The following is a 22801-nucleotide window of genomic DNA, read 5'->3' as shown; positions in this document are numbered from 1 at the left end:
CGGTCACCCCGGCTAGGAGAGCCAACATGCGTCGCCTGCTCGCCACCGCCCTCGTTCCCCTGGCCCTGCTGGCCCAGGCGGGCTGCTCCGCCGACTCCGACCAGGGGCGGCCAGCAGCCTCCGGTGCCCCCGTCGGTGCCGTCCCGTCCGTCGGCGCGAGCGCCGCCCAGGTCTGCGCCGCGGCCCAGCAGGCCGGCTCGGTGGCGGTGCAGACCTACGTCGACGAACTCGGCCGGATGATGGTCGCCACCGGGGCGAGCGACACCCAGGGCGCCGAGGCCGCCCGACAGCGGGCCGAGGGGGCGCTGACCGGCTGGCGGACGACGCTCCGGGAGCTGTCGACCAGGGCGACCGACCCGCCGCTGCGTACCCTGCTTACCGACATGGCCGACGAGGTGGAGGCGAAGGGCGCCGACCTCGACGAGCTGGACGAGACCGAGCTGGACCGGCTCCAGCAACGCCTCGACCAGCTCTGCACGAAGTAAGGAAGGGCCCCCGCTTAACGCCTACGGTAGAGAGGGTCACCCTTCTCACACCGGTGGGCGGGGGCCGGCTGGCCTCGTACCGGTGGGCGGGGACCGGCTGGTCTCGTACCGGTGGGTGGGGCCGGGCGGCCGGGGTCCCGGTTTGGGACTCGGCTAGGCGATGGCGTACGCTACCTTGCGGCGTACTTTTGTGCGCCGAGTTCTCGCTGCCCGGGCCGCCGTGCTCAGGGCACCTGGCGGGCGCGTCGTCCGGCGCGTCGACGTCACCTGGCGGGCACGTCATCGGGTGGACACCCTCTGACGTGTCCACGCCATCTGACGTGCCGCCGCCGCAGCAGGAACGAACCGGGCCGGCAACGGTCGGGAAAAGACGTTAGCAGCCTCAACGACAGGGAGTGCGCCTCCGATGTACGCGATCGTCAAGACCGGCGGCAAGCAGTACAAGGTCGCCGAGGGCGACGTGATCGAGGTCGAGAAGCTCACCGGTGCCCCCGGTGACGCGGTGAAGCTCACCGCGGTGCTCCTCGTCGACGGTGACGACCTGGTGACCGACGCGGCGAAGCTTGCCGAGGTCGCGGTGTCCGGCGAGATCGCCGCGCACACCAAGGGCCCGAAGATCCGGATCCACAAGTTCAAGAACAAGACCGGCTACCACAAGCGCCAGGGTCACCGCCAGCCGTTGACCCAGGTGAAGGTGACCGGCATCTCCAGCGGGAAGTAGGTCGTCGGAACATGGCTCACAAAAAGGGTGCGTCCAGCTCGCGTAACGGTCGCGACTCCGCGGCTCAGCGGCTCGGCGTGAAGCGTTTCGGTGGTCAGGTGGTCAGCGCGGGTGAGATCCTCATCCGTCAGCGGGGCACCAAGTTCCACCCCGGCGACCTGGTCGGCCGCGGTTCCGACGACACGCTCTTCGCGCTGGCCGCCGGTTCGGTCCTGTTCGGTACCAAGCGCGGTCGCAAGACCGTCAACATCGTACCGGCGGGGCAGTAGATCTCTCAGCGAAGCGGGCCGCGGACCTGGTGTCCCGGCCCGCTTCGTCTTTTTCTCGCGCGGGGTCTGCCCCGCTGGAAGGATTGTCGGCGTGACGACGTTCGTTGACCGGGTCGTCCTGCACCTGCAGGCCGGCGACGGCGGGCACGGCTGTGTCTCGATCCACCGGGAGAAGTTCAAGCCCTTCGGCGGCCCGGACGGTGGCAACGGCGGGCACGGCGGCAGCGTCTCCCTGGTGGTCGACCCGCAGGTGCACACGCTGCTCGACTTCCACTTCCGCCCGCACGTCAAGGCCGACAACGGCAAGGGCGGGGCGGGTTCCAACCGGGACGGCGCCAACGGGCGTGACCTGGTGATCAAGGTACCGAACGGCACCGTCGTGCAGACCCTGGACGGTACGGTGCTGGCCGACATGGTCGGTGCCGGCACCACATTCGAGGTGGCCCGGGGCGGCCGGGGCGGCCGGGGTAACGCCTCACTTGCCAACGCCCGGCGTAAGGCGCCCGGCTTCGCCGAGCTGGGGGAGCCCGGCGACCAGCTGGACGTCGTGCTGGAGTTGAAGAGCGTCGCCGACGTGGGTCTGGTCGGTTTCCCGTCGGCCGGCAAGTCGTCGCTGATCTCGGTGATCTCCGCGGCCAAGCCGAAGATCGCCGACTACCCGTTCACCACGCTGGTGCCGAACCTGGGCGTGGTCCGGGTGGACAACCACACCTTCACCGTCGCCGACGTGCCGGGTCTGATCCCGGGTGCGGCCACCGGAAAGGGCCTCGGGCTGGAGTTCCTGCGGCACGTCGAGCGGTGTGCCGTACTGGTGCACGTGATCGACACCGCGACGTTGGAAGCGGGCCGCGATCCGCTCGCCGACATCGACACCATCGAGGCGGAACTGGCCGAGTACGGCGGCCTGACCGACCGGCCCCGGCTGGTCGCGCTGAACAAGGTCGACGTGCCGGACGGCCGGGACCTGGCCGAGATCGTCCGCCCGGACCTGGCCGCGCGTGGCCTGCGGGTGTTCGAGGTCTCCGCGGCCACCCGCGAGGGGCTCAAGGAGCTCATGTACGCGATGGCGGAGCTGGTCGAGCAGGCCCGCGTCACCGCCGTGCCGACCGAGCCGGCCCGGATCGTGCTCCGCCCGAAGGCGGTGGACGACGCCGGCTTCACCATCGAGACGGAGTCCGACGGCTCGTACACCGTCCGGGGTACCCGACCGGAGCGGTGGGTGCGCCAGACCAACTTCGACAACGACGAGGCCGTCGGCTACCTGGCCGACCGGCTGGCCCGCCTCGGGGTCGAGGAGAAGCTCGCCAAGGCCGGCGCGAACCCCGGCGACCTGGTCCGGATCGGCGAGCGGGAGTTCGACTGGCAGCCGACCCTCTACGCCGGCGCCGACTTCGTCCCCGGCAACCGGGGCACCGACGTACGGCTGGAGGAGAAGTCCACCCGGGTACCCGCCGCGGACCGGCTGGCCGCCCGCAAGGCGCGCCGTCAGCGCCCCGCCGACGAGCAGCTGTGGGCCGATCCGGACACCGGCACCCTCGGGCCGGCCAGTGCCCAGGACGGCGAGTCGGCCGACGCCGACGCCATCCCGGCCGACCTCGACGCCACCCCGAGCGCGCCGGACGCGACCGCCGGCGAGCGGTGATCCACCCGGTCGGCCGCCTGCGCGGTCGGTGACCTGACCGCGGATGCTGTCGCGGTCGGTGGCGACCCGGTCGTGGTGGCCGGATGGACCGCTGCGCTCCGGCTGCGGGCCGGGTACCGGAAACCTGTCCGACATGCGGTACCCCTAGCGTGTCGGCATGCTTATCGAGTTCCGTCCCGTCGCCGATGCCGAGATCCTCGCGCTGGTCACGGCCCAGCAGCGGGAGCTGCGCGAGGCCGACGGCGGGCTGGACGGGCAGACGACGTCGACCCGCGACGACATCTGCTACCTCGTGGTGGTGGTCGCGGGCCGGGCGGTCGCCTGCGGCGGCCTCCAGGAGCTGGACCGGGCGACCGGTGAACTCAAACGGATGTACGTCCGACCGGCGCACCGTGGTCGGGGCATCGGCCGGCAACTCCTGGCCGCCCTGGAGGAACTCGCCTTCCAACGGGGGTACGAGACGCTCTGCCTGGAGACCGGGACGTACCTGCCGGCCGCGATCACGCTCTACACCTCCTGCGGGTACGAGCCGATCCCCGTCTACGGCGAGTACGTCGACAACCCGTACAGCGTCTGTTTCGGCAAGCGCCTCCCGGTCGCGGCCTGACGGCACGCGGCGGCTCTCCGGAACCACCGTCGAAGGGCGACCATCCGGTGCTGGTAGACCCGGCAGCTTGGTGATCCCCGGTCAGGGACGGTCGATCGGCTGGTCCAGCCGGCCGGCGGAGGCACCGGCGCGCGGGGAGAGCAGCAGCCCCAGCACGAGCATGCCGAAGCCGAGCAGCAGGTGCAGCCAGTTGTCGGCCCCGTTGACCGGCAGGACGTTCACCGTCCGGTCGGCGTTGCCGTGCTCGACGACCAGCCCGTAGATCCAGAGCGCCAGGTAGACCGCGCCGCCGACGGCCAGGTAGCCGCGGGCGCCGGCGACACTGCGGGCGAGGAACAGCCCGACCAGCCCGAAGACCAGGTGCACCAGGTTGTGCAGGACCGACACCTGGAAGATCCCGAGCAGCCTCGCGCCGGAGGTGTGCCCGGAGAAGGTCAACTCTGCGTAGCCGGTGGTGATCCCCGGCACGAAGCCGAGCACGCCGACGAGCACGAAGACCCCGGCCACGACGGTGGCGGCCAACCTGACCGGGGGGCGTGGCCGGGGGCGAGCCTCACGCGCCATCGGGGCACCTCCTCGGACCACCGGAGGACCGTACCGAGAGTGACGGTCCCGCTTCGATCCTCCATCCTGTACCGCGGCTAGCGGGCGGCGCAGAGAAATCGCGATACGCGGGGGCGTACGCGATCAGGCCCTTCAGGTCGGCTCACCGGGTACGCCGGACGTTGCGGATCACGAAACGGCTCGGCGGCAGCGCCGGCATCCGGCGCAGGTTCAAGGCGAGGTTCTGCGGCGGCACGTCGTAGCGCATGGCGCCGGTCAGGGTGTGCACCGCCCGCTTCATCAACTCGATGGTGATCCACTCGCCGGCGCAGCGGTGCCCGGCGAGGTGCTCGCCTCCACCCTGGGGGACCAGCGCGAACGGGTCGCCCCGCCAGTTGGCGAACCGGTCCGGGTCGAAGCGGTCCGGCTCCGGCCAGAGGTCCGGATGGTGGTTGGTGCCGTACAGGTCGAGCAGCACCCGCCGGCCCTGGGGAAAGTGGTAGCCCTGCCAGTCGAAGGCACGCCGGACCCGGGCCCCGGCGACCGGGAAGAACGGGTAGTGGCGCCGGACCTCCTGGACGAAGCACTCGGCGGTCTCCTCGCCGGCCCGGACCCGTTCGCGCCACTGCGGGTGGTCGTGCAGGGCCAGCGCGGCGAAGACGACGTACCGGTCCACCGCGACGGTGGGGCGCAGGACGTTGAGCAGCTCCACGGCGGCGATCCGCGGCGGCAGTGGACGGCCACCGGGGTCGAGGTGTCCGGCGATCACGGCGAGCGCGCTGCCCGGCGGCGCGGGCAGCGCACCGCTACGGGCCCGTTCGACGACGTCGGTGATCCACCGTTCGGAGCGCCGGCGGGCGAGGCGCCCCCGCCAGTGCCGGGGGCCGAGCGCCGCCGGTGCGGCGATCATCGCGTGCAGGTCGGCGTTGCGCCGGGCCACGGCGGACTCGGCCAGCGGCACACCCGCCCAGGCGCAGACCGCCCGGGTCAGGATCTGGCCGACCTCGTCGTAGAGGACAACCCGGTCGGCGCGTTCCCAGACCGGGATCCGGGCCCGCCACTCGTCGTCGACCAGCTGACCGAGCTGCCGGAGTGCCGACGGGGTCATGATCGACATGAACATGGCCTTGCGGTCGCGGTGCGCCGGGCCGTCCAACCCCTGCACCCCGCCCACCCCGACCAGGGTGCGCTGGACGCGCTTGGGGCTGGCACCGTGGCGTTCGAACCGGTCGGTGTCGTAGAACAGCTGTGCACCGGCCCGGCCGCGTAGGCAGATGGTCCGTTCCAGCAGCAGCCGGGCCTCGAAGATGTCGCTGTCGTGGCGGGCGCAGCCGTTGCTGATGAACCGGTAACCGTCGCGCCGCAGCGCCAGCGTGCTGTCCGGACTGCGGTCTGCCGGGATCGTGGCCATCCGGCCCCTCCTGTGGCTGCTCTGGGCTGTCGTCGGGCGCGGTAGTTCGGTGCGGCCTACCCCGGGGAGCGCCACTGAATCCGAGCGGAGCGCACAGTCGCCCTGAGGAGGGACCCAATGCCCGCCTGCTGTCCGGTCCCGGGGGAGGGGCCAGGCGAAGACCGGTCTGGCCCCTCCCCTGGAGGCGGAAACCTGGTTGGCTCGATGCAACGGTGAACGACGGGGAGGCGCCGTGGACGACGGGGGGCACAGATGCGGGACAACAGATCGCCGTACTGGCGGCAGCGGGCGGCGGCCGACACGGCTCCGGCTGGTCCGGCTCCGGCTGGTCGGGGCCCGGCTGGTCGGGCTCCGGCTGGTCCGGCCCCGGCCGGTCGGGCCCCGGCTGGAAAGGCCCCGGCCGGTCGGGACGAGGGGGCCGGGCAGCGCGGCGCGCCACCGGCCACCATGCTGCTGCGGGCAGGCAGATCACCCCGGCGCTTCACCGTGCATCTCGGGTTCGAGGCGGCCGACCCGGGCGAGGCCCTCGAACTGGCGGTCGGGTACGCCGAAGCGCTCAGTCTGCTCCGTCCGGAGCTGGCGCTGGGCGCGTCGGCGCTCTCGCCGGCGGATGCCTGGCACCGGGCCGAACGGTTGTTCTGCGGGTCCGTCGGGCCGGACGACGAGCACTGCGTCGACGTGGCGGGACATCCGGGGTTCCACCACGCGCCCGGCCCCGGCGGCCTGGGCTGGGGTGACGGCGACCGGCCACCGGCTGACCACACCGGCCGGGATGACGGCGACTGATCGTCGGTGTGGCGGTATCGGCCGGGATGGCGGCGACTGATCGTCGGCGCGGCGGCATCGGCAGAAGCGGTCGATGCCGCCGCGCCCCGGTCGACGGCGGCTGGCCGGCTCGACGGCGGCCGGCCAGACAGCGGCCGATCCGGACCAAGCCAGCCTCCAGTCAGTCCAGGTCGAACTCGCCGTCCTGGGCGCCGGCCACGAAGGCGTCCCACTCTGCCTGGGTGAAGACCAGGACCGGCCCGTCCGGCTCCGCCGAGTTGCGCATGCCGATCAGGTCGTCGACGAAGGCCACCTCGACCGCGCTCTCGGAGGTGTCTCCCTCGGCCCGCTGCCAGACCGCCCGGGACAGGTCGAAGTCGCCCTTGGGGTGCTGACCCATTGTTGTTTCCTCCATCGCGAAGCGTCATGGGGAACACGTCCGGTTCCCATCGGGCAGGATAAGCGGATGCCGAGCCTGACCCGTGTAGAGGCGACCGCGCGTGGCGCGATGATTACCGTGCTGTCCTATCAGGTGGACCTGGACCTGACCGGCGGGGAGCGGTTCCGTTCCCAGGTCACCGTCCGGTTCCGCGCCGCCGCGTCAGCCGAGACCTTCGTCGAGGTCAAACCCGCCCGACTGCTGGCGGTACGCCTCAACGACCGGGACCTCGATCCTGGCGCCCTGACCGAGAACCGGTTGCCGCTGACCGGGCTCGACGAGGAGAACACGCTATTCGTCGAGGCCGAGATGGCGTACTCGAACACCGGTGAGGGGGTGCACCGCTTCGTCGACCCGGCCGACGGCGCGACCTACCTGTACGCGATGTCGTTCCTCGACGACGTGCAGCGCATCTTCGCCGCCTTCGACCAGCCCGACCTCAAGGCGCCGGTGACACTTTCGGTGACCGCCCCACCGGAGTGGACGGTCGCCGCCAACGGGCAACTCGCCGACCAGCCGAGCCCGGGACGGTGGGAGTTCGCCCCGACGGCGCCGCTGGCGACGTACCTGGTCAGCTTCGTCGCCGGCCCGTGGCACGTGCGCTCGGACTCGCACGACGGGATCCCGCTCGCCGTCTACTGCCGACGGTCGCTGGCCGAGCACCTCGACGCCGACCTGGCGGAGATCATGACGGTGACGAAGCAGTGCCTCGACCGGTTCCACGAGATGTTCGACGAGCGCTACCCGTTCGGCAAGTACGACCAGGCGTTCGTGCCGGAGTTCAACGCCGGCGCGATGGAGAACCCGGGCCTGGTCACCATCCGTGACGACTACCTCTTCCGGTCGGCGGTCACCGACAGCCAGCGCGAGCTGCGCGCCACCGTGATCGCCCACGAGATGGCCCACATGTGGTTCGGTGACCTGGTCACCATGCGCTGGTGGGACGACCTGTGGCTGAACGAGTCGTTCGCCGAGTACCTCGGCACCCGGGTCGCCGCCGAAGCGACCCGCTTCGACCGGGCCTGGGTCACCTTCGCGCTGCGCCGCAAGGCCTGGGGGTACGCCGCCGACCAGCGCCCCTCCACCCACCCGGTGGCACCGCACGAGGTGCGCGACGCCGCCGAGGGCCTGCTCAACTTCGACGGCATCTCGTACGCCAAGGGCGCGAGCGTGCTGCGGCAACTGGTCGCCTGGCTCGGCGACGAGGCCTTCCTGACCGGGCTCAACGCGCACTTCGCCGCGCACCGGTTCGGCAACGCCACCCTGGCCGACCTGCTCGACAGCCTCGCTGCCGCCAGCGGGCGCGATCTGCGCGACTGGTCCGCCAGGTGGCTGCGCCAGGCACAGGTCAACACGCTACGTGTGGCGGCGAGCGTGGCTGCCGACGGGCGGTACGCCGAGGTCGCGGTGGTGCAGACCGCACCCGCGTCGCATCCGGTGCTGCGGCCCCACCGGATCGGCGTCGGCCGGTATCTCGCCGACGGCACGGTGCTGCGCGACGAGGTGGACCTCGACCCGGAGACCGACCGGGGCCGGACCGTGCTGTCCGGGCTGTCCGGTCAGCCGGCGGCCCGGCTGCTGCTGCCCAACGAGGGCGACCTGACTTTCGCGAAGGTACGCCTCGACCCGGCCTCAGCTGAGGCCGTACCACTGGTCCTGCCGGACCTGGCCGACCCGCTGGCCCGCGCGGTGCTCTGGGGTGCGGTGTTGGACGCGGCCACCGACGGGCAGTGGCCGGTGGCCGACCTGGTCCGGCTGCTCGCGGTGGCGCTGCCCGCGGAGCCGGAGGTGATCATCGTCGAGGACGTGCTCAAGCTGAGCCGCCCGTTGGTCGACAGGTACCTGGAACCGGGCGACCGGGACGCCGCGCTGGCCATGGTGGCGCGGACCTGCGCGCAGCTGCTGGCGACCGCACCGGCCGGCAGCTCGGCGCAGCTGGCCGCGGCCCGGGGGTTGATCGCCGCCGGATCCGACGGTGACCTGCTGACCGGCTGGCTGGCCGGCCGGGACGTACCGGACGGGTTGCTCGTTGACGCGGAACTGCGGTGGGCGCTGCTGCGGCGGCTGGTGGTGCTCGGCGCGGCGGGCGCGGCGGAGATCGACACGGCGGCGGCGGCCGACCCCAGCGCGGCCGGGGCGGAACGGGCGGCCGGCTGCCGCGCCGCGCTGCCGGAGGTGGCCGCCAAGGAGGCCGCCTGGGAGATCGTCACCCGCAACACCGACCTGTCCAACCGGCTGGTCGAGGCGACCGCGGGCGCCTTCTGGCAGCCCGAGCAGGCCGAGTTGACCGCGGTGTACGTCGACAGGTACTTCGCCGAGATGCCGGCGGCGGCGCTCCGGCGTACCCCGTGGGTGGCCGACGAGGTCGCGTCGCTGGCCTATCCCCGCTACGCCGTGGCGCAGAGCACCCGGGAGTTGGCCGCGGCCCTGCTGGCCCGCGACGACGTGAGCCCCGGGCTGCGCAGGGTGGTGACCGACGCCGACGACGACCTGCGCCGGGCGCTGCTGGCCCGGACGGTCGCCGCGGCGGTGGTGGCCACCTGACCTCTCCCGCCACCCCTGCCTCGACGGTCCGTCGTGGCCCCCTGGCCCCTCGTCGCGCCCTGCCCCCGGCGGTCCGTCGTGGCCCCCTGGCCCCTCGTCGCGCCCCTGCCCCGGCGGTCCGTCGTGGCCACCTGGCCCCTCGTCGCGCCCCTGCCCCGGCGGTCCGTCGTGGCCCCCTGACCCCCGTTGCCCCTGTCCCGGCGGTGGCGGGGTGTGAGAAGGGTGCCCTTCTCTACCGGAGGCGTTAACAAGGGGCCCTTCCTTCAGGGGCATACGATCATGGGGTGGGGGATGACATTCGGCGGGTGGGGATCATGGGTGGCACGTTCGACCCGATCCACCACGGGCACCTGGTCGCGGCCAGCGAGGTGGCGGACCGGTTCGGGTTGGACGAGGTGGTCTTCGTGCCGACCGGACAACCGTGGCAGAAAGCGGACACTCCGGTCAGCCCGGCCGAGGACCGCTACCTGATGACGGTGATCGCCACCGCGTCCAATCCGCGTTTCCAGGTCAGCCGGGTCGACATCGACCGGGACGGGCCCACCTACACCGTCGACACCCTGCGTGACCTGCACGCCCTGTACGGCCCCCGGACCCAGCTGTACTTCATCACCGGGGCGGACGCGCTGGAGCGGATCCTGTCCTGGAAGGACCTGGCGGAGATCTTCGAGTTGTCCCATTTCATCGGGGTGACCCGGCCCGGCTTCGAGCTGACCGACGCGCACCTGCCCGCCGACACGGTCAGCCTGGTGCAGGTCCCCGCCATGGCGATCTCGTCCACCAACTGCCGGGAGCGGGTCGGCCGGGGCGAGCCGGTGTGGTACCTGGTGCCCGACGGTGTGGTGCAGTACATCGCCAAACGGGGCCTCTACCAGGGAAAGTAGAGGCTTTTATGCCGGTTTGCGGCCAGAACTGCCCGGCCGGTACCGCGCACCGTGTGAGACGCTTGAAGCCTCGCACAGCTGATCGAAGGAGAACGGTGACAGTTTCCGAACGCGCTCACGAGCTGGCCATCGCCGCCGCCCAGGCCGCCGCCGACAAGAAGGCGCAGGACATCGTCATCATCGATGTTGGCGACCAGCTCGCCATCACCGACGCGTTCCTGCTCGCCGCCGCCCCCAACGAGCGTCAGGTGCTCGCCATCGTCGACGCGATCGAGGAGCGGCTGCTCGACCTCCCGGAGAAGGCCAAGCCGGTGCGGCGCGAGGGTGAGCGCGGTGGGCGTTGGGTGCTGCTCGACTACGTGGACATCGTGGTGCACGTGCAGCACACCGAGGAGCGGGAGTTCTACGCCCTCGACCGGCTCTGGAAGGACTGCCCGACCATCCCGTTCGTGGACCGGGACCTGGTCGACGCCGACGCCACCGGTTCGACCACCGCCTCGGCGGAATGACCCGGCTGATCGTCTGGCGGCACGGCAACACCGACTGGAACGCCGCCAGCCGGGTCCAGGGGCAGACCGACGTGGCCCTCAACGACCTGGGCCGGGAGCAGGCCCGGACCGCCGCGCCGCTGCTCGCCGCGCTGCGTCCGGACGCGATCGTGGCCAGCGACCTGAGCCGCGCCGCCGACACCGCCGCCGCCCTCGCCGCGGTCACCGGGCTGCCGGTCCGCACCGACGCCCGGCTGCGTGAGCGGCACTTCGGGCAGTGGCAGGGTCTGCTGCTCACCGAGGTCAAGCAGCGGTTCGCCGCCGAGCACGCCCGGTGGCGTGCCGGTGACCCGGACCCCGGTGCGGGGATCGAGAGCCTCGACGACCTCGGCAAACGGCTGGGTACGGCGTTTCAGGAGGCAGCCGACCTGGTGCCCGGCGGCACCGTGGTGGTCGCCACCCACGGCGCCGGAGCCCGGCAGGGCTGCGGTCACCTGCTCGGATGGGACCATGCCGTGCTGCGCACCGTCGGCTCGTTGCAGAACTGCCACTGGACCGAGCTGCGTCACAACGACGCCCGGGGCTGGCACCTGTACGCGCACAACGTCGGCCCGATCACCGCGACGGTCGCCGTCGAGGCGGTCTGAGGCCGCCCGTTCCGGCGGGCCGGGCCGACATCGGCTAGCGTGCCGGGCATGCCCGTCGCGGTCGTCACCGACTCCACCGCCTACCTGCCGGCCGAACTGGAGCAGGCCCACCCGATCACGGTGGTACCGCTGACCGTCGTGCTCAACGGCGCGGAGGGGCTGGAAGGGGTCGAGACGTTCCCGGCCGACGCCACCCGGGCGCTGGGCGGCCGACGCGTCTCGGTGAGCACCTCCCGACCGGCCCCCGAGCAGTTCGTCCGGACGTACCGGCGGCTGCTCGACGGCGGCGCGGACGCGGTGCTGTCGGTGCACCTGTCGGCCGAGCTCTCCGGCACGGTCGAGGCGGCCCGACTCGCCGCCGCCGAGGTCGACGACGAGCGGATCGCCGTGGTCGACAGCCGCTACACCGGGATGGGGCTCGGCTTCCCGGCGGTGGCGGCCGCCACCGCCGCCGCCCACGGCGGTGACCTGGCCGAGGTGCGCCAGGCCGCGGTGGACGCCGTCGCGCGTACGACGATCTTCTTCTACGTCGACACGCTGGAGTTCCTCCGACGGGGTGGCCGGATCAACGCGGCCGAGGCGCTGCTGGGCACCGCCCTGTCGGTCAAGCCGATCATGTACATGCCGGACGGCACCATCGAGGTGCGGGACAAGGTGCGTACCGCCAGCCGGGGGGTGGCCAAACTGGTCGACCTGGCCGTCGAGGCGGCCGGTGACGCCGAGGTGGACATGGCGGTGCACCACCTGGCCGCGCCGCAACGGGCCGAGGCGCTGCTCGACGCGTTGACCGTCCGGTTCGGTGACCGGCTGCGCCACGCGTACGTCTCGGAGGCCGGCGCGGTGGTCGCCGCGCACGCCGGACCGGGGCTGGCCTGCGTGGTCGTGCACCGGCTCACCGCAGCGGGCTAGCCGAACCGACCGACGGGGAGAAGTCATGTCGTACGTGGTGACCGGCGGCGGTCGGGGCGTCGGCCGGGCGATCGTGGAACGGTTGGCGGTCGACGGGACGGTCGTGGTGATCGACTCCGATCCGGCGGCGTTGGCCTGGGTCGCCGCGCATCCCCGGGTCGCCGCGGTGGTGGGCGACGCGGGGGACGAGGAGGTCACCGGGCGGGCCGCCGACCTGGCCGAGCAGGCGGCACCGCTGTCTGGGTGGGTAAACAACGCGGCGGTGTTCCGCGACGCCGCCGTGCACACCGCACCGGCCACCGAGGTCCTCGACCTGATCGCGGCCAACCTACGGCCCGCGCTGGTCGGCGCCGCGACGGCGGTACGTCGGTTCCTCGCCGCCGGCGGTACCGGAGCGATCGTGAACGTCTCCTCCCACCAGGCCACCCGCCCGGTCCGTGGCGCGCTGCCGTACAGCACCGCCAAGGCGGCGGTCGAGGGGCTGACCCGGGCGCTCGCCGTCGACCACGGTCCGCAGGGGATCCGGACGAACGCGGTCGCCCTCGGCTCCATCCACACCGAACGGCATGCCGCGTTCGTCGCCGCGCAGGGGCCGGCCGAGGCGCGCCGGGTCGATGACGAGTTGCGGCGGCTGCACCCGCTCGGCCGGATGGGTCGGGCCGAGGAGGTGGCCGAGGTGGTGGCGTTCCTCTTGTCGGCGCGGGCCGGTTTCGTCAACGGCGCGGTGCTGCCGGTCGACGGCGGCCGGGCGGCACTCGGACTCGACCCCGAGGCCGGCTGACCGGTCGAGTCCCGCGGTGCGGGCACCGCTGCCGGTCGTGGTGTCTCCATAGCAGATCAGTGCATGATCAGGCGGTTATCCACAGGTGGCCGCGTTGTCCACAGCGGACCCCGGTGGACCGCATCGGGGAGGCCGCCGGCCGTAGCGTCGCGGCGTGTCCGACGACGAGGAGACGATGGCGCGGCGGCGCCTGTGGTGGCTGTTCGGCGCGGTCGACGCCGAGCCCGCCGCCGGCCTGACCCCGCCCGGCTGGCCCGAGCACCCGCCGCCCGGCGCGGTCGGTGCGACGCCGTCCGGCAGGCCGGTCCCCGGGCTATCGCTCGGTGAGCCGCCCCCGCTCGGACCGTCGGGCCGGTCGGTGGCCCACCCGGTGGCCGACGACGATCCGGTCGGGCCGTCGCCCCGTCCGGCGGCGTATCCGGTGGTCCATCCGACGGGCGTGGCCGACGACGACCCTGCCGGCGATGACGACGAGACGGCAGAACTACCGGCACCGTCCCGGCTACCGGGTCCGGACGCGTTCGATCCGGGACGGCGGGGCGTCCGGGTGCTCGCCGTGGTCGGCGTGCTGGTGGTGCTCGGGGCCGGCTTCTGGGCGTGGCGGTCCCGGCCGCAGGCCGAGCCAGTGCCGGTGGTGACGACCGCCGCCAGCGCCGAGGCCGCCCCGGTGGCCGAGCCGGACGGCCCGCCCGCCGGTGAGTTGGTGGTCGCGGTCGCCGGCAGGGTACGCCGTCCCGGGCTGGTCCGGGTGCCGGCCGGAGCCCGGGTCGCCGACGCCGTCGAGGCAGCCGGTGGCGTGCTGCCCGGGGTGGACCTGGCCCTGCTCAACCCCGCCCGCAAGGTGGCCGACGGTGAGTTGGTCCTGGTCGGCGTCACCCCGCCACCCGGTCAGCCGGCCCCGGCCGGTGCCGCCGGCCAGCCCGGTGGTGCCGCGCCGGGCGACGCCGCGCCGGGGGCGCCGGTCAACCTGAACACCGCCACCCTGGCCCAACTCGACAGCCTGCCCGGGGTCGGCCCGGTGCTCGCCCAGCGGATCCTCGCCCACCGGGAGGAGCACGGCCCGTTCCGCACGGTCGGCGACCTGCGCCAGGTCGACGGCATCGGTGACGCCCGCTTCGAGCAGCTCAAAGAGCTGGTGACGGTGTGACCGGCCGCCAGCCCACCCGCCGGTTGGGGAGGTGGGCCCGACCGGCCGGCCCGGACCCGACGGCCCGGCTGCCCGGGCGGCCCGGCCCCGCTCCGCCCGCCACGTCGGTCCGGCTGCCCGGGCCAACCGGACCGGCCCCGCCCGCCACGTCGGCCCGCAGCACCGCGTGGGCGAGCGACCCGGAGGCGCTGCTGGCCGACCCGGCACCACCGGATCTACGGCTGGCCGGGCTGGCGGTGGGCGCCTGGTTGACCGCCCTGGCCGGGCTCTACCTGACCGCGCCGACAATGCTGGCGGTCGCCGGCGCTGCCACCGGGCTCGCCCTGGCGTTGACCGGCCACCTGTCCGGGCTCCTCGGCCGGCCGTCGTCCCCGGTACGGCGGTACGGCTGGATCACGGTCGCCGTGCTGATCGGGGTGGTCTGCGGCGCGACCGCGATCGCCGCCCGACTCGGGGTACGCGACGCCGAGGCGCTGCGGTCGCTTGTCGACCAGCGGGCCCGGGTCACCGCCGAGGTGGTCGTCCGCGACGACCCCCGTCCGGTCCGTGGGGTGCCCGGCCGCCCCGCCACCCTGCTGGTCGGCGCGGAACTCGTCACCGTGACCGGCCCGGACGGCCGGCGGGTGACCGCACCGGTACGGATGCTGCTGCTCGCCAGCGACCCGGGCTGGCGCGGCCTGCTGCCGGGGCAACGGGTAGGTGCCGACGGGCGGTTGGCCGAGCCCCGGGGTGGTGACCTCACCGGCGCGGTGCTTATGGTGACCGGTCCGCCCACGACGCACGGGTCGTCATCCTGGTTGCAACGGGCTGCCGGGGTGCTGCGGGCCGGGCTGCAACGGGCCTGCGCACCGCTCCCCGACGAGCAGGGCGGCCTGCTGCCGGGGCTGGTCGTCGGCGACACCAGTCGGCTGTTGCCCGCCGTCGAGGAGGACTTCCGGGCCACCGGCATGACCCACCTGAACGCCGTCTCCGGCTCCAACGTGGCGATCGTGGTGGGTGCCGTGCTGTTGCTGGCCCGCTGGGGTCGGGCGGGGCCGGTCCTGGCCGCCGGCCTCTGCGTGGTGGCGCTGGTCGGCTTCGTCGTGCTGGTCCGACCCTCGCCGAGCGTGGTCCGGGCGGCCACGATGGGCGCGATCGGGCTGGCCGCCCTGGCGACCGGCCGGCCCCGGGCGGCGCTGCCCGCGCTCGCCACCGGTGTGACGGTCCTGGTGGTGATCGACCCGGAGTTGGCAGGTGACGCCGGGTTCGCGTTGTCGGTGCTGGCCACCGCCGGCCTGTTGCTGCTCGCCCCGCGGTGGCGGGACGGGTTGCGGCGGCGGGGTGTGCCGGCGGGGTTGGCCGAGGCGCTGGCGGTGCCGGCGGCAGCCCAGGTGGCCTGTGCGCCGGTGGTGGCCGGGATCTCCGGCACGGTCAGCCTGGTCGCGGTGCCGGCGAACCTGCTGGTGGTGCCGGCCATCGCCCCGGCCACCGTGTTCGGGGTGGTGGCGGCCGTCGTCTCACCGGTCTGGCCGGCGGGTGCCGAGTTCGCGGCCTGGCTCGGTAGTTGGCCGGCCTGGTGGCTGGTGACCGTGGCGCGGTACGGGGCCCGGTTGCCCGCCGGCAACCTGCCCTGGCCGGGCGGGGTGCCCGGTGCCCTGCTGCTGGCCGGGCTGACCGTGGTGCTGCTGGTGGCCACCCGTCGGCCGGCGATCCGTCGGTTGGTGGCGGTGGTCACCGTCGCGGTGGTGCTGGGTGCCCTGCCGGTCCGGCTGGTGGCCGGCGGTTGGCCACCGCCGGATTGGGTGGTGATCGCCTGCGCGGTCGGTCAGGGGGACGTCGTGGTGCTGCCGGTGGCCGCCGGCCGGGCCGTGGTGGTCGACGCCGGACCCGACCCGGCGGCGGCGGACACCTGCCTGCGCCGGCTCGGCGTACGGGAGGTGTCGCTGCTGGTGTTCAGCCACTTCCACGTCGACCACACCGGCGGGGTCGACGGGGTGTTCCGGGGCCGCCGGGTGGCCGCCGTGCGGGTGCCCGACTGGCCGGATCCGGCGGCCGGACGGCAACTGGTCGAGGCGGCGGCAGCCGGGACAGCGACCGAGACGGCTGCCGCCGGGACAGCGACCGAGACGGCTGCCGCCGGGACGCCGATCGAGGCGGCGACGGCGGGGTGGGTGTGGCGGGCCGGTGCCGTGGAGGTGGTGGTGATCGGGCCGCCGTACCCGCTGCGGGGCACCCGGTCGGATCCGAACAACAACTCGCTGATGCTGCGGGCCACCGTGGCCGGGGTGCGGGTCCTGCTCGCCGGGGACGCCGAGACCGAGGAGCAGCGTGCCCTGTTGGAGCATCCACCGGCGGCGGGGCTGCGGGCCGAGGTGCTCAAGGTCGCCCACCACGGTTCGGCGTACCAGGATCCGGCGTTTCTGGACGCGGTCCGGCCGACGGTCGCGCTGGTGCCGGTCGGGGTGGGCAACGACTACGGGCATCCCGACCCGGGCGTGCTGGCCCGGTTGGGGCGGGGCGGTGCCCGGGTGCTGCGTACCGACACCGACGGGGACGTGGCGGTGGTCCGGGGGCCGGGTGGCCTGGCGGTGGTGGCCCGTGGCACCGGCCCCGGCGGGTAGTCCAGTGGTCGATCCGAGGGACGTTGACGGCGACCGGCCACCCCCTGGGTGGGCGTCGACGACGAAAGGGATTCGGGTAGTAGCTGCGGCTTGCGGATATTGATGAGCTATCGCGGTTAATGTCTACATTTGCACTTAGTGCGGGGCCCACCGTCGTACCGGGTACGAGCAGGGTCGACGCGATCACCGGCCGTGCGAATATGGGCGACGTGACCGCCAGCCTCGCTCCCATTCTGCTCGTTCTCGGCGACGAGGAGCTGCTCGCCACGCGCGCGGTGTCCGAAGCCGTCGGCCAGGCCCGCAGCATGGATCCCGACGTCGACGTCCGGGAGTACCAGGCCGGCGCGCTCACCGTCGGGGAGATCGCCGAGATGCTCAGCCCGTCGCTGTTCGGAGGGCGACGGGTGCTGGTGCTGCGCTCCGGCCAAGACGCGCGCAAGGACCTGGTCACGGCGCTGCTGGCGTACGCGAAGAATCCCGATCCCGACGTGCACCTGGTGGTGCTGCATCCCGGTGCGGCCAAGGGCAAGGCGTTCGCCGACGGGTTGAAGGCAGCGGGCGCGACCGTGGTCCCCGTGGCCAAGCTCAAGGGGGACCGGGAGCGGGTGGCGTTCGTCCGCAACGAGATCCGTCAGGCCGGCGGCCGGTGCACCGACGACGCGGCCGGGGCGCTGATCGCCGCCGTCGGCAACGACCTGCGTGAGCTGGCCGCTGCCTGCGCGCAGCTCATCGCGGACACCGACGGGCGGATCGACGCCGACACGGTGGCCCGGTACTACCGGGGCCGGGCCGAGGTCAGTGGATTCACCGTCGCGGACGCGACGATGGTAGGTGACGTACCCGCCGCGTTGGAGGCGCTCCGCTGGGCGTTGCACGTCGGGGTCGACCCGGTGCCGATCGCCGATGCGCTCGCCGACGGGGTGCGTACCGTCGCCCGGGTGGCCTCCGCCGGCCGGGGCAGCGCGTACCAGTTGGCCAGCAGTCTGGGCATGCCGCCGTGGAAGATCGAGCGGGCGCAACGGCAGGGCCGGGGCTGGACGCCGGAGGGCCTGGTGCAGGCGATGCGGGCGGCCGCCGACTGCAACGCCGCGGTCAAGGGCGGCGCCGACGACCGGGCGTACGCGCTGGAGCGGGCGGTCTTCTCGGTGATCGCCGCCCGGCAGGGCACGGGCAGATGACCGGGGCGTCCCGCACCGAGTGGGCCCGGGAGCCCACCGACGAGGAGCGGTTCCGGCCGCTCTACGCTCGGCTGCTCGGGCTGCGGTTCGTCAACCCGGGCGGGGTGCTCTGCTTTCTCTTCTTCGAAGGCGCCGTGGCGCTCGCCGCCCTGCTCGCTCTCGCCGAGTTGGTCGACTGGTCGGCGGTGCTGATCCTGCCGGCGGCGGTGGCGCTGATGGTCAAACTCAACGACATGGTGGCCGAGGCGGTGGTCCGGACGGCGGCCCTCGTGCCCGAGCAGGAACGGGATCGGTTCCGCCGCCAGATGGAACCGGTGGTGGGGCGGGTCCGGGTCGACTGGACCCATCGTACGGTGACCGGCGTGGTGGTCGCCTCGGAGCCGATCCTCCGGCCACCCCGACGGGATCGCGCGCCCGGCTCCGACCACCCCGACACCACCGGGCAGGGCCCCAGCGTAGCCGGACCGTAGTCCCACCCCCACCGGGCCGCCGGGCCACGCGCCACCGGGCCGCAGCCCCAGTGCCGCCGGGCCGCAGTCACACCGCCGCCGCACCTTAGCCCCAGCGGTGGCCGGGCCCAGGACAGCCGAAACCCCCGGGTGGTGGCCCGGGGGTTTCGATCGGCTCGGTGTTGGTCGCCTCGTCAGGCGGCGAGGGAGCCCACTCGCTTGGCGATCGCGGACTTGCGGTTCGCAGCCTGGTTGGAGTGGATCACGCCCTTGCTGGCCGCCTTGTCCAGTTGCCGCGAGGCGGCCTGCATGAGGGTGGTGGCCTTCTCGACGTCACCGGCCTCGGCAGCCTCGTGGAACTTCCGGATGGCGGTCTTCAGCGACGACTTGACCGACTTGTTACGCAGCCGGCGCTTCTCGTTCTGCCGGTTGCGCTTGATCTGGGACTTGATGTTCGCCACGCGACAGCCTCGTCTTGATCGCTCGGGTTGGTCAGCTTGTGCGCGCGACGAGCATGCGTCATCGCTGCGCGAAAAGCCAGGCTACCAGGTTCGCCCGGACGAGCCAAAACGGCCCCACAGCCGCCCGGCCACCCGATCTCGGCACCAGTCCGCCCGGCCGCCCGATCTCAGCACCAGCCCTGCCGGCGGGCCAACCAGCCGAGTGCCTGGGTGCCGCTCCACCGTTGATGCGCCGAGAGCGGCGCCGGGGTGGCGGCGTTGACGAGGTGGTAGCCGGCCAGAGCGGCGAGACTGGCGTCCAGCGCGTCTGCGGGCGCGCCCGCGGACGCCGGATGGTCGGCGAAGAGCGCGTCGGCGTCCAGCCCGTCGGCGTACGCGCTGAGCAGCAGGGTCACCAGGTCGAACCAGGGTGGCCCGTGGCAGAGCCAGGGCCAGTCACAGAACCAGGCCCGGCCGGCCGGGTCGACGAGCACGTTGTCGGCCCGCAGGTCACCGTGGATCAGACCGGTCGCACCGGCGGCGTAGCCGGGTAGCCGGGACTCCAGGGCGACCAGCTCGTCGAGCCGGTCGAGGGTGCCCGCGGGGGACACCGGCGGCGGCTCCCGCCCGGCGGCCACCTCCTCCCACCACAGGATGTCCTGACGGGCCAGGTCGGCCAGGTGCGGCAGGCCCAACCCGGTCAGCTCGGCCGGCGGCTCGGCCAGTGCGGCGGCGACCCGCGCGTAGCCGGTGAGGGTGGCGGTCAGCTCGGTGGACTCCCAGGGCAGCCGGGGTATCCGGCCGGGTAAAGCGTCCAGGCCGAGGGCGAACCAACCGGCCTCGGACAGCGTCCAGCGCGGTCGGGGGACCGGTAGGCCACCGGGGAGCCGGGCCAGGATCGCGGCCTCCCGGGCGTACCAGTCGACCAGGTGCGGTTGCTCGGCGGTGCTGGCGGCCTTCACGAAGACCTGGCCGCCGTCGGCGGTGCTCAGCAGTGCGGCGAAGCCGCTGGTGAAGCCGGCGCCGGCGGTCCGGGCGGCGACCACCGGGGCACCGAGGCGGTCGGCGACGGCGGCCCGCAGCGCGGGCGGCAGCGACGTCCACGCCGGGCGCCGGGCGGTCGAGTGGTGGGGCACCGGGTACGGCGACGGCGGAATCACCCCACCATGCTGCCGGGTCGGCCGGGTCCGACGCGCGTCGACGTGGCCGCGGCCCCGGTCTGCCAGACTCGCCGTCATGAGGACCGACGACTTCTGGCAGTTGATCGACCGGGCCCGCGCCGGGGGCGGGGGAGAACCGGGTGCGGTCGCCGCCCGGGCCGTCGCCCTGCTCGCCGAGCGCGACCCGCAGGAGATCGTCGGGTACGCCCACCACCAGGCCCGGGTGCTGGCCGCCTCGCACCGGGTGGACCTCTGGGGAGCGGCGTACCTGATCTACGGCGGGATCTCCGCCGACGACTTCCACCGGTTCCGGGGTTGGCTGATGACCCAGGGGCGGCAGGTCTTCGCCCGGGCGGTCGCCGACCCCGACTCGTTGGCCGAGTTGCCGCAGGTCCGGGCGGTTGCGGTGAGCGGCGCGGAGCTGTCCGGCGGGGAGCTGCTGGCGGTGCCGTGGGAGGCGTACCGGAAGGCGACCGCGACCGAACTGCCGGCGGACCGGGAGCCGCCGCCGGTGCCGGACCTCAACGATCTCTGGGACTTCGACGACGAGGACGAGGCGCGGCGGCGACTGCCCCGGCTGGCCGCGCTCTTCGCCGAGCCGCCCGTCGAGTGACCGCCGGACGTCCTGCTGGCTGAGCGGAGATCGCCCGCGCCACGGGCGCGCCGTGCGGACGTGGGAACATGGAGGCGGCCGGCGTCGCGCCGGCCTGTTCACGTCAGCCGACCAGAACGGACCGCTGTGCCACCGAAGCTCGATTCCGGCGCGAACGCTCCCGGTGCCACCGACCCGGCGCGCATCCGGAACTTCTGCATCATCGCCCACATCGACCACGGGAAGTCGACCCTGGCCGACCGGATGCTGCAGCTCACCGGCGTGGTCGACCCCCGACAGATGCGCGCGCAGTACCTCGACCGGATGGACATCGAGCGCGAACGCGGCATCACCATCAAGAGCCAGGCCGTACGGATGCCGTGGACGATCCGGGAGGGTGACCGGGTCGGCGAGCAGGCCGTACTCAACATGATCGACACCCCCGGGCACGTCGACTTCACCTACGAGGTGTCCCGTTCGCTGGCCGCCTGCGAGGGGGCGCTGCTGCTCGTCGACGCGGCCCAGGGCATCGAGGCGCAGACCCTGGCCAACCTCTACCTGGCCCTGGAGAACGATCTCCGGATCATTCCGGTGCTCAACAAGATCGACCTGCCGGCGGCCCAGCCGGAGAAGTACGCCGAGGAACTGGCCCATCTGATCGGCGGCGATCCGGCCGACTGCATCCGGGTCTCCGGCAAGACCGGCGACGGTGTGCCGTACCTGCTCGACGAGATCGTCCGGCAGTTCGTCCCGCCGGTCGGTGAGGCCGCGGCCCCGGCCCGCGCGATGATCTTCGACTCGGTGTACGACGTCTACCGGGGGGTGGTCACCTACGTCCGGGTCATCGACGGGCGGATCGGCGCCCGGGACCGGATCAAGATGATGTCCACCGCCGCCGTGCACGAGCTGCTGGAGATCGGGGTCATCTCGCCGGAGATGGTCAAGGCCGACGCGCTCGGCGTCGGCGAGGTGGGTTACCTGATCACCGGTGTGAAGGACGTCCGGCAGTCCCGGGTCGGTGACACCGTCACCATCAACTCCCGGCCGGCCACCGAGGCCCTCGGCGGCTACAAGGACCCGAAGCCGATGGTGTACTCCGGGCTCTACCCGATCGACGGCTCGGACTACCCGAACCTGCGCGAGGCCCTGGACAAGCTCAAGCTCAACGACGCCGCGCTCGACTACGAGCCGGAGACCTCGGGGGCGCTCGGCTTCGGGTTCCGCTGCGGCTTCCTCGGCCTGCTGCACCTGGAGATCATCCGGGAGCGGCTGGAGCGGGAGTACAACCTCGACCTGATCTCCACCGCGCCGAACGTGGTCTACCGGGCCATCACCGAGGACGGTGAGGAGATCGTGGTCACCAACCCCAGCGAGTACCCGACCGGCAAGATCGCCGAGGTGTACGAGCCGGTGGTACGGGCCACGGTGCTCACCCCGAACGACTACGTCGGCGCGGTGATGGAGCTGTGCCAGGGCCGCCGGGGCAGCCTGCTCGGGATGGACTACCTCTCCGCCGACCGGGTGGAGCTGCGCTACACGCTGCCCCTCGCGGAGATCATCTTCGACTTCTTCGACCAGCTCAAGAGCCGGACCAAGGGGTACGCCTCGCTGGACTACGAGCCCTCCGGCGAGCAGTCCTCCGACCTGGTCAAGGTGGACATCCTGCTGCACGGCGAGCCGGTGGACGCGTTCAGCGCGATCGTGCACAAGGAGAAGGCGTACAGCTACGGCACGTCGATCGCCGCGAAGCTGCGCAACCTCATCCCGCGTCAGCAGTTCGAGGTGCCGATCCAGGCCGCCATCGGCAGCCGGGTGATCGCCCGGGAGACCATCCGGGCCATCCGCAAGGACGTGCTGGCCAAGTGCTACGGCGGCGACATCAGCCGTAAGCGCAAGCTGCTGGAGAAGCAGAAGGAGGGCAAGAAGCGGATGAAGATGGTGGGCCGGGTGGAGGTTCCCCAGGAGGCCTTCATCGCCGCCCTCTCCTCCGACTCCGCCGACGGAAAGTCCGCCGGCAAGAAGTAACCCCGGCGGTCGCGTCCCGCGACGACGACGGCCCGGCAGCACCCGTCCACCGGGGGCTCCCGGGCCGTTCGCGTC

Annotated in this window: 23 protein-coding genes; 18 read left to right on the top strand and 5 right to left on the bottom strand. The window is 73.1% G+C overall.

The genetic code is table 11. The annotated features are described in order from the left end of the window. The first annotated feature begins 26 nt into the window (after positions 1-26). The 5 genes from ACN28G_RS19290 (at position 27) to ACN28G_RS19270 (ending at position 3724) form a co-directional block, all read left to right on the top strand. The gene (locus ACN28G_RS19290; RefSeq protein ID WP_091442506.1) at positions 27-485 is read left to right on the top strand and encodes a hypothetical protein; all 459 of its coding nucleotides are present in this window, start codon (positions 27-29) and stop codon (positions 483-485) included. A 406-nt stretch (positions 486-891) separates the two neighbouring features. Next, on the top strand, positions 892-1206 hold the full coding sequence (rplU, locus tag ACN28G_RS19285; RefSeq protein WP_007464063.1) for a 50S ribosomal protein L21: 315 nt from the start codon (positions 892-894) through the stop codon (positions 1204-1206). An 11-nt stretch (positions 1207-1217) separates the two neighbouring features. Then, on the top strand, positions 1218-1475 hold the full coding sequence (gene rpmA / locus ACN28G_RS19280; protein ID WP_091442502.1) for a 50S ribosomal protein L27: 258 nt from the start codon (positions 1218-1220) through the stop codon (positions 1473-1475). A 91-nt stretch (positions 1476-1566) separates the two neighbouring features. After that, on the top strand, positions 1567-3117 hold the full coding sequence (gene obgE / locus ACN28G_RS19275; RefSeq protein WP_421480031.1) for a GTPase ObgE: 1551 nt from the start codon (positions 1567-1569) through the stop codon (positions 3115-3117). 157 nt (positions 3118-3274) lie between these two features. Then, the gene (locus ACN28G_RS19270) at positions 3275-3724 is read left to right on the top strand and encodes a GNAT family N-acetyltransferase (RefSeq protein WP_091442499.1); all 450 of its coding nucleotides are present in this window, start codon (positions 3275-3277) and stop codon (positions 3722-3724) included. Between the two features lie 81 nt (positions 3725-3805). On the opposite strand, the gene ACN28G_RS19265 is transcribed toward ACN28G_RS19270, so the two are convergent. Next, a complete protein-coding gene (locus ACN28G_RS19265) occupies positions 3806-4288 on the bottom strand; it encodes a DUF4383 domain-containing protein (RefSeq protein WP_421480030.1) in 483 nt (160 codons plus the stop codon). Between the two features lie 142 nt (positions 4289-4430). Continuing rightward, the gene (locus ACN28G_RS19260; protein WP_091442484.1) at positions 4431-5678 is read right to left on the bottom strand and encodes a cytochrome P450; all 1248 of its coding nucleotides are present in this window, start codon (positions 5676-5678) and stop codon (positions 4431-4433) included. 252 nt (positions 5679-5930) lie between these two features. Here ACN28G_RS19260 and ACN28G_RS19255 point away from each other — a divergent pair, with 252 nt between their 5' ends. Beyond that, on the top strand, positions 5931-6464 hold the full coding sequence (locus tag ACN28G_RS19255) for a hypothetical protein (protein WP_421480029.1): 534 nt from the start codon (positions 5931-5933) through the stop codon (positions 6462-6464). Positions 6465-6624: 160 nt separating this feature from the next. On the opposite strand, the gene ACN28G_RS19250 is transcribed toward ACN28G_RS19255, so the two are convergent. Further along, a complete protein-coding gene (locus ACN28G_RS19250; protein ID WP_091442482.1) occupies positions 6625-6843 on the bottom strand; it encodes a DUF397 domain-containing protein in 219 nt (72 codons plus the stop codon). A 66-nt stretch (positions 6844-6909) separates the two neighbouring features. On the opposite strand from ACN28G_RS19250, the gene pepN reads away from it, so the two are divergent. The 10 genes from pepN to ACN28G_RS19200 all read left to right on the top strand — a co-directional run bounded on the left by pepN (position 6910) and on the right by ACN28G_RS19200 (position 18530). Next, positions 6910-9426: an aminopeptidase N gene (gene pepN, locus ACN28G_RS19245; RefSeq protein ID WP_421480028.1), complete on the top strand. Its 2517-nt coding sequence runs from the start codon at positions 6910-6912 to the stop codon at positions 9424-9426. A gap of 284 nt (positions 9427-9710) precedes the next feature. Continuing rightward, complete coding sequence (gene nadD, locus ACN28G_RS19240) at positions 9711-10310, top strand: nicotinate-nucleotide adenylyltransferase (protein ID WP_091442457.1); 600 nt, start codon at positions 9711-9713, stop codon at positions 10308-10310. Positions 10311-10405: 95 nt separating this feature from the next. Further along, positions 10406-10819, top strand: a complete 414-nt coding sequence (rsfS, locus tag ACN28G_RS19235; RefSeq protein WP_091442454.1) for a ribosome silencing factor — start codon at positions 10406-10408, stop codon at positions 10817-10819. Further along, positions 10816-11445 (top strand): histidine phosphatase family protein, encoded by a 630-nt coding sequence (locus ACN28G_RS19230; RefSeq protein ID WP_421480027.1) that lies wholly within the window; start codon positions 10816-10818, stop codon positions 11443-11445. Before rsfS ends, ACN28G_RS19230 begins: the two co-directional genes overlap by 4 nt. A gap of 48 nt (positions 11446-11493) precedes the next feature. Next, complete coding sequence (locus tag ACN28G_RS19225) at positions 11494-12354, top strand: DegV family protein (protein ID WP_421480026.1); 861 nt, start codon at positions 11494-11496, stop codon at positions 12352-12354. 25 nt (positions 12355-12379) lie between these two features. Next, positions 12380-13135 (top strand): SDR family NAD(P)-dependent oxidoreductase, encoded by a 756-nt coding sequence (locus ACN28G_RS19220; protein ID WP_421480025.1) that lies wholly within the window; start codon positions 12380-12382, stop codon positions 13133-13135. Positions 13136-13289: 154 nt separating this feature from the next. After that, a complete protein-coding gene (locus ACN28G_RS19215; protein ID WP_421480024.1) occupies positions 13290-14282 on the top strand; it encodes a helix-hairpin-helix domain-containing protein in 993 nt (330 codons plus the stop codon). Positions 14283-14470: 188 nt separating this feature from the next. Further along, positions 14471-16882, top strand: a complete 2412-nt coding sequence (locus ACN28G_RS19210) for a ComEC/Rec2 family competence protein (protein ID WP_229688477.1) — start codon at positions 14471-14473, stop codon at positions 16880-16882. Between the two features lie 200 nt (positions 16883-17082). Then, on the top strand, positions 17083-18060 hold the full coding sequence (gene holA, locus ACN28G_RS19205; RefSeq protein ID WP_091442440.1) for a DNA polymerase III subunit delta: 978 nt from the start codon (positions 17083-17085) through the stop codon (positions 18058-18060). Continuing rightward, positions 18057-18530, top strand: a complete 474-nt coding sequence (locus tag ACN28G_RS19200) for a hypothetical protein (RefSeq protein ID WP_091442435.1) — start codon at positions 18057-18059, stop codon at positions 18528-18530. The genes holA and ACN28G_RS19200 overlap by 4 nt, the downstream gene beginning before the upstream one ends. Positions 18531-18703: 173 nt before the next feature. Here the strand turns inward: ACN28G_RS19200 and rpsT are convergent, their stop codons facing one another. Together rpsT and ACN28G_RS19190 are read right to left on the bottom strand one after the other, a co-directional pair. Then, positions 18704-18970, bottom strand: a complete 267-nt coding sequence (gene rpsT / locus ACN28G_RS19195) for a 30S ribosomal protein S20 (protein WP_091442431.1) — start codon at positions 18968-18970, stop codon at positions 18704-18706. Between the two features lie 167 nt (positions 18971-19137). Continuing rightward, positions 19138-20187, bottom strand: coding sequence for a phosphotransferase family protein (locus ACN28G_RS19190; RefSeq protein WP_091442428.1), 1050 nt, complete (start codon positions 20185-20187; stop codon positions 19138-19140). Between ACN28G_RS19190 and ACN28G_RS19185 the strand changes: the two genes are divergently transcribed. Together ACN28G_RS19185 and lepA are read left to right on the top strand one after the other, a co-directional pair. Further along, entirely contained in the window at positions 20186-20722 is a 537-nt protein-coding gene (locus ACN28G_RS19185; RefSeq protein ID WP_091442425.1) for a DUF4240 domain-containing protein, read from the top strand. The genes ACN28G_RS19190 and ACN28G_RS19185 overlap by 2 nt on opposite strands. A gap of 126 nt (positions 20723-20848) precedes the next feature. Then, on the top strand, positions 20849-22726 hold the full coding sequence (gene lepA / locus ACN28G_RS19180; protein WP_091442423.1) for a translation elongation factor 4: 1878 nt from the start codon (positions 20849-20851) through the stop codon (positions 22724-22726). Positions 22727-22801: the final 75 nt, after the last annotated feature.

This window comes from Micromonospora sp. WMMA1923 (assembly GCF_049179195.1).
GTDB classification, from domain to species: Bacteria; Actinomycetota; Actinomycetes; order Mycobacteriales; family Micromonosporaceae; genus Micromonospora; species Micromonospora yangpuensis.
This window is presented reverse-complemented; position numbering and strand designations above follow the sequence as displayed.